This window comes from Stenotrophomonas sp. HMWF023 (assembly GCF_003060985.1).
In the GTDB taxonomy this organism is placed as follows: domain Bacteria; phylum Pseudomonadota; class Gammaproteobacteria; order Xanthomonadales; family Xanthomonadaceae; genus Stenotrophomonas; species Stenotrophomonas lactitubi.
The window spans coordinates 1-9,401 of record NZ_QAIJ01000114.1; the positions used below are offsets into that span (position 1 = coordinate 1).

Sequence of the window (9,401 nt, forward strand, 5' to 3'; positions counted from 1 at the left end):
CTCGCAAGGACGTGCCGGCGCGCACAGGATGATCATGAATTCCACGCGTATTGCTTACGCCGTGCTGTCCGGCCTGCTGCTGGCATCGTCGCTGCCGGCAGCGGCGGACGTCGCACCCGTTCAACACGATGCCGCAGGCAACCGGCTTGAAGTGCTATTGCTGCAGGGCGAGCAGGGAGCGGAAGAGCCCGAGCGCTACTGCACTGCCGATGGCCAGTGGTGCGTGCGGGCGTTGCCTGCAACGGGCGAAGACCAGCCGGCAGCGCTGGAAATTGCCGAGCGTGCGGGTGATGACGCCGAACCACGGAAGCGACACGTCCCCATCAACGTGGTTGACGATGGCGACCTGCGGGTCTGGCCCTTCATCGTGCGCCTGGCCCCCGGTGCGGGTGCAGGCCAGGCCGTGGCCGATTCGCAACAGGCGGCACTGCAGAACGTGCTCGTCGGCGGCCTGGTGGAGGCCCGCGCGATGTATTCCGGTGGCGGTGCCAGCGCATCGACCCTGCAACTGGCGCGCATCCGTCATCTCGATGATGGCGTCCAGGTGGACGCTGACGTGCTGTCCGTTGCGTGGTCGGCCAACAAGATGATCCGGGCCTGTTTCAGCGAGCGCGATTTCGACCAGCGCGCCGGTGCCTGCCACGACGAGTACAGTTTCGATGCGGAACTTGCGTTGGCAACAGAAGGGCAGGGCATGCCTGTACTGCGCTACCGCACCGAGGCCAGCAACTATCCGGCCGGGGTATCGCCGCAGCGGGACTCGCTGGCCAAAGGAAAGTTGAAGAAGAAGGATCTGCGCACCGAACAGGATGCGGAGTGCAGCTACACGCGTACCTTCCGCTTCACCTCAGGGGCTTACCAGCCGGATCAGCCGCTGCCGGAGTGCTCGGGCTACACCGAGCCCTGAGCCATGGAGCCGGGTTTGGGCCCGGCTCTACGTGAAGGCGCTGGCGTGCTTACTCGCAACGGGTGGCGGTGATGATGTTGTCCTTGTCCACGAACACGCGCAGGCGGTCCTGGCGGATGTCCTTGGTGGTGATGGTGGCCGGGCCGATGGGATTGACCATGCCGGCGCCGCTTTCGCTGGACAGGCGACGGATGTTCGGCTCGTTGGCCGGCTGGCCGATGGCCCAGCCCAGCTGGCTGGCATCGCAGCGGCCACTGCCCTTGACCTCCGGGCCGGGAGTGCTGACACAGGCCGACAGCAACAGGGCCGAGGCGGGCAGCAACAGAGTCAGGCGGATGGTCATGCGGGCGCTCCTGCGCAGGGGATTGGCGGCACGATAGCACTGACCGCGCGAAACCCGGCAGCGTTCGGGTCATTGCCCGCGCGGCCGCCGCACTGCATAGTGGCCGGCGTTGCCGGCAGCGCGCCGGCGGGCAGACCGGGCCAGTCCGGTGCAGGTGTTGGATCGGGTATGACGGCAGGCAGTGTGCGAGGCAGGCAGAACGCAGTGAAGGCGCTGGCAGTGCTGTGGCTGCTTTGCATGACAGTGGTGGCCGTGGCTGCCGAGCCGAGCGCAGCGCCTGCTGCCGAAGCGCCTGTGTTTGGTGGCTGGCGCAACCTGCAGACCGAAGCCGGTTACCAGCCGGCGCAGCGCAACCTGGCGTTCGCGATGCTGCCGCAGGCCGCAACCCGTGGTGACCGCTTCGTGGTCCTCGACCGTGAAGGCAAGCGCGCGGTGTGCTGCCTGCAGGTGGCCAGCGAGTCGCTGGGCGTTGCCGCGCTTCGCGAGCAGTACCACCTGCCGCAGGCCGGGGTGACCGATCTGAGCAATGGCCGCAGCCCGGCGCGCCCGTACCTGCCGCATGTCTATGCGATGCAGCGGGTGGATGAACTGGCCGACTATGGTTTCGCCGATGTTGCCGGTGCCTACAGCGATCTGGGCGGGCTGCTGCTGCCCGACGCTGCCGCGCTGGGCGCCGATGGCAGCGAGGTGCGCCTGGGCGAGGCCCATTATCGCCTGCAGTTCCATCGCCAGCCGCTGGCCGATGACGATGGCGCACTGGACCGCTATACCCTGCAGTTGCTGCCTACGGGTGCACCGGTCGTGGTTGAAGTGCCGTTCGGCACCTACTGATTGCCACATCCCACTGGCTAGAATGGCGCGCGGCGCCGCCTGTCGCGCCTGATTCCGCGAGTTGTTGCCGTGCGATTTCTGCTGCTGCCCCTGATGTTGCTGGCCGGTTGTGCCAGCGTGCCCCCCGCGCCGCCGCCGGCACATTCGGATGCGCTGTGGCGCCTGATCGAGCGTGATTGCCGGGGCGCACAGTCGCCACGTGGCGACTGCCTGCAGGTGCGCCCGGCTGTCGATCAGCGCGATGTGCTGGTCAAGGACGCGCACGGCCACTATCAGTTCCTGCTGATGCCGCTGGACAAGGTCAGCGGCATCGAAAGCCCCGCGCTGTACCGGCGTGGCGCACCCAATTACTTCGCCGCCGCCTGGCAGGCCCGCGCACGCACCGAACAGGCGCTGGGCCAGCCGCTGCCGCGCAGCGTCGCCAGCCTGGCATTGAATTCGCCCCATGGCCGTTCGCAGCACCAGCTGCACATCCACGTCGACTGCCTGCGCGCTGACGTGCTGCAGGCGTTGGAAGACAATCGCGCGACCCTCGGCACGCAGTGGGCACCGCTGCCGGTGCTGCTGCGCGGCCATCAGTACCAGGCGCGGCTGTTGCCCGGCGAAGCGCTGACTGCCAATCCGCTCAATCTGCTGGCCTATGGTCTGAGCGGTGTGGACAAGGTTGGCCAATGGAGTCTGCTGGTCGCGGGGCACGAGGACGTGCACGGCGCGCCCGGGTTCATCCTGCTGGCCACGCAACTGGACCCGGACAGTGGCAACGACGCCAGCGCCGAGGAGCTGCAGGACCATGCCTGCAGCGTGTTGACCGGCGCGGATGCTTCGCTGGAGCGGGTGCGCTAGTTTCCCGTTGACTGCTGCTGCAGCCAGACGGGGGCAGTCAGGGCGTACAGCTGACGGTCCTGCCAACCCTCGGCATCCAGATGGTGGTCGCGCAGCAGGCCTTCACGCTCGAAGCCGAGCGCCTGCAGGGTAGCGACCAGTTCGCTGCCTGCATCGGGCGGCAGCAGGACGAACAAGCGACGGACCCCCACCTGTTCGAACAGGAACGTGCACAGCGCCTGCAACGAAGGGTGCAGCTGCCGCTGTCGAGGACAGCCTGCTGCGTGCAGCCAGCGCAGTTCGACGCTGCGCGCATGCGCGCAATGCAGGCGCAGGTCGAGCTGGTCAAGCAGCTCGCCCTCGGCATCGAAGGTGCCGAGCAGCAGATGATCGTTGTCGTGCTGCAGCTGCGAACGCTGCACACCGCAGAGGAAGTGGGCTTCCGCATCGATATGGGTGGGCAGCGTGCAGGCGCGTTCAACCTGCCGATAGTGGCGACGCCAGGTCACGAGGTCTGAGCGCTGCAGAGGGCGCAGCACGACAGTCCCGTGCCGGAGCATCAGGAGGTGGCGGCGCAGCACGGGCCGCAGCGGCGGCAGGGAAGCAGGGAAATACCGGTTCATGGCGTGGGACGATGCCGCACCTGGACGAACTGGAACAATGAAAGAAGTTGCAAACGCGGTGTTGCCGACGCCTGCGGTCTGATTCGGTTCAGGCATAAGGCCATCAGGCCTGGTCATTTCCGTTGCAACCATCCGTTCAGGACACTTTCGTTACGGGATCGTTATGCGCGCACGTCGCCAGCGCCCCGGACCACCCGCCCAACTCCCCCAGGAAGCCCATGTCCGCCTCTTCCCTGGCGCTGCGCCCGCGTCCGCTGGTGCTTGCCTTGTCGTCCCTGATGCTGGCCTCGTTGCCGGCCTTCGCGCAGGAAAGCGCACCCACCTCATTGCAGGAAGTGAAGGTCACCGGCTCGCGCATCCCGCGTGCCAGCGTCGAGGGGCCATCGCCGGTCACGGTGATCAGCCGCGAGCAGATTGATGCGCAGGGCTACCGCAACGCATTCGATGCGTTGAGCGCGCTCACTGAAAACACCGGCAACGTGCAGGGCGAGGATTTTGGCAATACCTTCACCCCGGCGGCGAACACCATCAACCTGCGTGGCCTGGGCCCGAACCGCACGCTGGTGCTGGTCAATGGCCGCCGCCAGGCCGACTATCCGCTGGCCTACGAGGGCTCGGTGAACGTGGTCAACCTGGCCAACATCCCCAGTGCGTTGATCGAGCGCATCGAGGTGCTGGCCGCAGGCGCATCGGCGGTGTACGGCTCCGACGCGATCGCCGGCGTGGTCAACATCATCCTCAAGGACCGTTTCGACGGCGTGGACGTCAACGTGCGTGCCGGCGGCACCCAGCAGGGCGGTGGTGACAACCAGCGCGTGCAGGTGGTGGGCGGCAGTTCCGGCGAACGCTGGGAAGGCCTGTTCGGCTTCGAACTGGACGTGCGCAAGGCGATCCACGCGCGGCAGCGCGACTTCATGGATTCGCTGGACGATGATCCTACCGGCAAGGCGCCGCAGCCGACGGCCGTCGCCTACCGTCGCAACGCAGCCACCGGTCGCAACATCGATCCGGGCGCCGCCGGCTGCGATGCGGCCTCGGCCATCTACGGTGGCAGCGTGTTCCGCGCCAACAACCCGCGCCAGGGCGAGTACTGCGGCAGCAACGAAGCCGCCGCCAGCTACTGGACCGTGCAGACCGAGAAGCGCAACCTCAACGGCTACGGCCTGCTGACGTTCCACGTCAACGACACCACCGATCTGTTCGCCGATGTCGCCGTGGGCAGCGCACGGATCCACAACAACACGCGTGCACCCACCTGGACCTCGTCACGCAACTATTTCTACAACCAGAACACGAGCAACCTGGAAAGCTGGTACCGCCGCTTTGCGCCAGAGGAAATCGGCGGCCTGCCACGCAACGCCAATCGTTTCCTGGAAAACTCGTGGTCGTTCAATGTCGGTGCGCGTGGCCAGTTCGGCGACAGCGGCTGGGACTACGAGGCGGTCTACAGCCGCTCGCGCTACGAGAACCGTACGCGCCGCCCGGTGCTGCTGGCCGGTATCAACGAGTACCTGCTCGGTCCGCAGCTCGGTGTGCGCAACGGCGTGGAGGTCTACGCGCCGGATCCGTCGCGCCTGTTCCGGCCGCTGACGCCCGATGAGTACGGTCGCCTGTCCGACTACCAGGAAAGCCGAAACGCCGCGTGGCTGCAGACCTTCAGCGCGACGGTCAATGGTCGCCTGTTCGCATTGCCGGGTGGCGATGCCGCGTTGGCCGCGGTGGTCGAAGCGGGCAGCCAGGGTTACCGCAACCGCCCGGATCCACGCCTGGGCACCGGCGAGTTCTGGAACACCAGCGCCGGCATCGGTGCCAGTGGCGAACGTGACCGCTATGCGGCGGGTGTTGAACTGCAGCTGCCGTTGCTGCAGTCGCTGACCACCACCCTGGCAGGCCGCTACGACCAGTACCGCGCCGGTGGTGAGCATCTCGGCAAGGCAACGTGGAGCTTCGGTGTCGAATTCCGTCCGATCGAAAGCCTGCTGATCCGCGGCACCGCGGCCACCAGCTTCCGTGCGCCGGACATGAACTATGTGTTCGCCACCGAGACCCGTGGCTACAACCCGGGCATGACCGACTACTGGCGCTGCCGCACCGCCGGCCAGTCGTATGACAACTGCGACTACAACGGCCTGTCGATCGACTACAGCAACCGCGCCAACCCGCAGCTGCAGCCGGAGTCGGCCAAATCGTATGGCTTCGGCGTGGTCTGGTCGCCGCTGTCCGGGCTGGATTTCAGCGCCGACTACTACGACATCCGCATCGACAACGAGGTGACCAGCCTCGACACCAGCCGCATCCTGCGTGATGAGGCCGACTGCCGGCTGGGTCGCACCCTCGGCGGCGAAGCGCGCGACATCGGCTCGCCGCTGTGCCAGGACGCGCTGTCGCGGGTGATCCGCAACCCCTCCACTGCCACCGTGCAGCCAGACCAGGTGACCCGCGTACTGATCAACCCGATCAATGCGGCATCGGAATCGGTGCGTGGCGTCGACCTGAAGGGCAACTGGCGCTTCGATGCGGGCCGCTATGGCCGCTTCACCACGCGTCTGGCCTACACCCTGGTGCTGGAGCACGAGTACAAGCAGTTTGCCGATGACGAAGTGCGCGACATCCGTAATTCGCTGGATGACTGGCAGTGGCGCAGCAAGGCCAATGGCAGCATCACCTGGAACCAGGGTGACTGGACCGCGACGATCTATGGCAACCGTTATGGCTCGTTGCCGAAGAGCGATGGCACTGGCCGCATCGCGCCGTACATGACCTACAACGCCAGTGTGTTCCGCCAGTTCGGTGAGAACCTGACACTGGGTGTGATCGTCAACAACCTGCGCGACAGCCGGCCGCCGGCGGACAGGAATGGGGGTGGCTGGCCGTTCTATCCGGTCGGCAACTACGACCCATATGGCCGTCAGTTCTGGGTGGAACTGGATTACCGGTTCCGTTGATCGAAGCGCGAAACGAAAGGCCCGGCATTGCCGGGCTTTTCGTTGTTTGGCACTTCGCTTCCAGCGCCATGGAGTGGCATGCTCACAAGGTCACCAGAGAGGAAACAGCGCATGGACGTTCGTCATCTGATGGTTGTGGTACTTGCAGTTGCGGGCTGCAGCAGCAAGGAAGAAGCACCTGCTGTCGCTGCCAAGGATGCCACGATGGCGCCCGCCGACCGGGTTGAGGCAGCGACACCGGCACGTTCCGCTGCGACATCCGCCGGCACTGCCGCCGCTTCGCCAGGGCTTGCAGTCGTTGCTCCGGCGGCCACTCAATCGGGTGCGGCTTTCCTCTCTGGCGAAAGGAGCCTGTTGAGCGAGGGGGCGATGTCCGTCGAAAGATTCCAGGCGGTGGTCGGCTCGAACAAAGCATTCGCACAGGCGGTCGGCCAGTTCGAGCAGGACGTGGCGCGCAACCCAGAAGCGCAGGACCTGACCGCGCTGTACAGGTCAGCGGTGACTGCCGCGCTGGACGGAAATACGGACCTTGTCTCGTTCGCGTGCGGCTACAGCCTGTGCCTGGGCGAGATCCGCAGCCGGACCGACGACGGCTTCAGCGCTTGGGCACGCTCCTTCGGTGACGGCAATACGCCCCCCGTCTATGCATTCGCAACGGCCGAGTACACCCTGGGCCGGAACCTGCATTCGGGCCGCTTCGTGTTCTCCGCCGATCCGGCTGCAAACAGCATCACCACCCAGTAGGCGAAGGCATGCTGGGCCGATGAAACGCTACGGCAGTGCCTGCACCAGATACGACTCGATGACGTAGCTGAAAGGCTGCTGCTGGCGGTCGCGCAGCAGGGCGCGCACTTCCAGGATGACGCCATGGTCGCCTTCGCCGCGTGGCGGCCAGAACGTCTGGTCGGTGAGGGTCTGGCGCTGGAAGCCGAGCGGGCCGACCACGCGGCCAAAGGGCTCGTCGGTGGTGTCGAGCACCTGGTTCATGGCCGGGCTGAGATGATCGGGCAGGTACCAGTTGTCGGCCTCGGACAGCACGCGGCTGCCGCAGGCCAGCTGCACGCGGCGGTATCGCAGGGGCGTGGATGCATCGGCGCCCAAGGCCTGCAGCACGTCGGCCGGCGCGGGCTTGTCCTGTCCATGCACGCGCACCGCGCGGACCCGGGCCTGCTCGGCCAGGCCATGCTCGGCGCACCAGCTTTCCAGGGTGGCGGTGGCGCTCTGGCCGGCCAGCACGCGCTGGTGCAGCACCTCGACCAGCGCAGCCGAGGCGATCCGCTGCTGGCCCGGCGGCGCCTGCAGGGGCGCGCTGGCGTTGGCATCGGTGGCGGACAGGCTGGCGATCGGGGCGGCGGCCAACAGGGACGCGGCCTGCCAGCGGCGAAGACGATCGTGGCGGTCGGACGGGCCCATGCGGCATCACAGCGGAAACAGGCGTCCATGTTACCCGTTCAGGCGTGTATCCGGCGTCCCTGCGGCGCAGGGTCGCGGGCGGGATTCATCGTGCCTGTGAATGTATGGCATGCGGATATTTCGTTGGCCGATGGCAGCGGTGGCGGGCAGGATGGTGCCAGTGTTGGCTTTCCAGGAGATCCAGATGACTCTGCAGTTCGTCCATGGTGGCGTCGATCGCGACGGTACCCCACTGCATTTCCACGTCCGTGATGGCCGTTTCGTCGGCATCAACGACGATGATGCCGCAGCAGAGGGAGCCGAAAGCGTCGACCTGACCGGCTTTGCCGTTCTGCCTGGACTGGTCGACGGCCATATCCATCTGGACAAGAGTTTCGTCGGCGACCGCTGGCATCCGCATCAGCCGGTGAGCAGCCTGCGTGAGCGCCTGGCGGTGGAAAAGGCCGCGATTGCCGCTGCTGCACCGATGGCGGACCGTGCCGAGGCGCTGATCCGCCAGTGCAGCGGATTCGGTACGGTGGCGATGCGTTGCCACGTCGACATCGATGGCAGCACCGGCCTGCACCATCTGCAGGCCGTGCGCGAGGCGGCGCTGCGCTGCGCCGACATCATGCGCATCCAGTTGGTGGCGTTCCCGCAGGCGGGGGTGATGTCGTGCCCGGGTACGGCGGCGGTACTGGAGCAGGCGATCGCCGCAGGCGTGGAAGTGCTGGGTGGCATCGACCCGAGCACGCTGGACGGGGATGCCGACGGCCAGCTTGCGTTGTTGTTCGGGCTGGCCGAGCGCTATGGCGTGCGGCTCGACATCCACCTGCACGAGCCGGGCGAAACCGGGCTGGCGCAACTGCTGCGGATCGCGGCGCGCACGCGCGCGTCGGGCCTGCAGGGCAGGGTGGCGGTCAGTCACGCTTATGCGCTGGGCGAGGTGCCATCGGCGCGGGCGCTGCAGGTGGGTGAGGCGTTGGCTGCCGCAGGCGTGGCGATCATGAGCAATGCGCCGGGCGACCATCCATTTCCGCCGTTGCGCGCGCTGCACGATGCGGGTGTACGCGTGTTCGCCGGCAACGACAACATCCGTGACTGCTGGTGGCCCTATGGCAATGGCGACCTGCTGCAGCGGGCGATGCTGCTGGGCTATCGATCGGGCTTCTACACCGATGCGGACCTGATGCTGGCGTTGGACATGGTCACCACCCATGCGGCGGAGGTGATCGGATTGCCGCAGTACGGTATTGCGGAAGGTCTTCCGGCCACGTTCGTGGCGGTACGTGCCGACCATGGCCCGGCGGCGGTGGCCGCAGTGCCGGGCGAGCGACGCGTGGTGGTCGCCGGGCGCTGGCTGTAGCGGCCGGGCTGCGCCCGGCACCCATTGCCGGCCGCTGGCCGGCAACCTCAGCAACAGCAACAGCAACAGCAACAGCAACGGCAACAGCAACGGCAACAGCAGAAGCTGGATTCCGTGGGAGGGCGGGGCGGTGTCGGATTGCGGGGACGCCGCAAGTACGTCCCTGTAGGCT

At 66.8% G+C, this 9,401-nt stretch carries 9 protein-coding genes; 6 read left to right on the plus strand and 3 right to left on the minus strand.

What is annotated here, in order from left to right; translation table 11 throughout:
• Window positions 1–34 precede the first annotated feature (34 nt).
• A complete protein-coding gene (locus DBR20_RS05990) occupies window positions 35–907 on the plus strand; it encodes a hypothetical protein (protein WP_108265553.1) in 873 nt (290 codons plus the stop codon).
• Window positions 908–956: 49 nt separating this feature from the next.
• On the opposite strand, the gene DBR20_RS05995 is transcribed toward DBR20_RS05990, so the two are convergent.
• Entirely contained in the window at window positions 957–1,250 is a 294-nt protein-coding gene (locus DBR20_RS05995) for a hypothetical protein (RefSeq protein ID WP_025878511.1), read from the minus strand.
• Between the two features lie 168 nt (window positions 1,251–1,418).
• Between DBR20_RS05995 and DBR20_RS06000 the strand changes: the two genes are divergently transcribed.
• Both DBR20_RS06000 and DBR20_RS06005 read left to right on the plus strand, forming a co-directional pair.
• A complete protein-coding gene (locus DBR20_RS06000) occupies window positions 1,419–2,081 on the plus strand; it encodes a decarboxylase (RefSeq protein ID WP_108265548.1) in 663 nt (220 codons plus the stop codon).
• A gap of 51 nt (window positions 2,082–2,132) precedes the next feature.
• The gene (locus DBR20_RS06005) at window positions 2,133–2,924 is read left to right on the plus strand and encodes a CDP-diacylglycerol diphosphatase (RefSeq protein ID WP_258223222.1); all 792 of its coding nucleotides are present in this window, start codon (window positions 2,133–2,135) and stop codon (window positions 2,922–2,924) included.
• Here the strand turns inward: DBR20_RS06005 and DBR20_RS06010 are convergent.
• Entirely contained in the window at window positions 2,921–3,412 is a 492-nt protein-coding gene (locus tag DBR20_RS06010) for a GNAT family protein (RefSeq protein ID WP_258223220.1), read from the minus strand. The two genes, DBR20_RS06005 and DBR20_RS06010, sit on opposite strands and share 4 nt — an antisense overlap.
• Before the next feature lie 332 nt (window positions 3,413–3,744).
• Between DBR20_RS06010 and DBR20_RS06015 the strand changes: the two genes are divergently transcribed.
• Window positions 3,745–6,471, plus strand: a complete 2,727-nt coding sequence (locus tag DBR20_RS06015; protein ID WP_108265550.1) for a TonB-dependent receptor — start codon at window positions 3,745–3,747, stop codon at window positions 6,469–6,471.
• A gap of 369 nt (window positions 6,472–6,840) precedes the next feature.
• A complete protein-coding gene (locus DBR20_RS22720) occupies window positions 6,841–7,215 on the plus strand; it encodes a hypothetical protein (RefSeq protein WP_258223221.1) in 375 nt (124 codons plus the stop codon).
• A 27-nt stretch (window positions 7,216–7,242) separates the two neighbouring features.
• Here DBR20_RS22720 and DBR20_RS06025 read toward each other — a convergent pair whose 3' ends face one another.
• A complete protein-coding gene (locus DBR20_RS06025; protein WP_108265552.1) occupies window positions 7,243–7,884 on the minus strand; it encodes a hypothetical protein in 642 nt (213 codons plus the stop codon).
• A gap of 184 nt (window positions 7,885–8,068) precedes the next feature.
• On the opposite strand from DBR20_RS06025, the gene DBR20_RS06030 reads away from it, so the two are divergent.
• Window positions 8,069–9,229 (plus strand): amidohydrolase family protein, encoded by a 1,161-nt coding sequence (locus tag DBR20_RS06030; protein WP_108265555.1) that lies wholly within the window; start codon window positions 8,069–8,071, stop codon window positions 9,227–9,229.
• Window positions 9,230–9,401: the final 172 nt, after the last annotated feature.

Coding starts and splice junctions, on each gene's coding strand:
- DBR20_RS05995 (WP_025878511.1), bottom strand. CDS start 1,250: ATGACCATCCGCCTGACTCTGTTGCTGCCCGCCTCGGCCCTGTTGCTG.
- DBR20_RS22720 (WP_258223221.1), top strand. CDS start 6,841: ATGTCCGTCGAAAGATTCCAGGCGGTGGTCGGCTCGAACAAAGCATTC.
- DBR20_RS06025 (WP_108265552.1), bottom strand. CDS start 7,884: ATGGGCCCGTCCGACCGCCACGATCGTCTTCGCCGCTGGCAGGCCGCG.
- DBR20_RS06000 (WP_108265548.1), top strand. CDS start 1,419: ATGACGGCAGGCAGTGTGCGAGGCAGGCAGAACGCAGTGAAGGCGCTG.
- DBR20_RS06015 (WP_108265550.1), top strand. CDS start 3,745: ATGTCCGCCTCTTCCCTGGCGCTGCGCCCGCGTCCGCTGGTGCTTGCC.
- DBR20_RS05990 (WP_108265553.1), top strand. CDS start 35: ATGAATTCCACGCGTATTGCTTACGCCGTGCTGTCCGGCCTGCTGCTG.
- DBR20_RS06030 (WP_108265555.1), top strand. CDS start 8,069: ATGACTCTGCAGTTCGTCCATGGTGGCGTCGATCGCGACGGTACCCCA.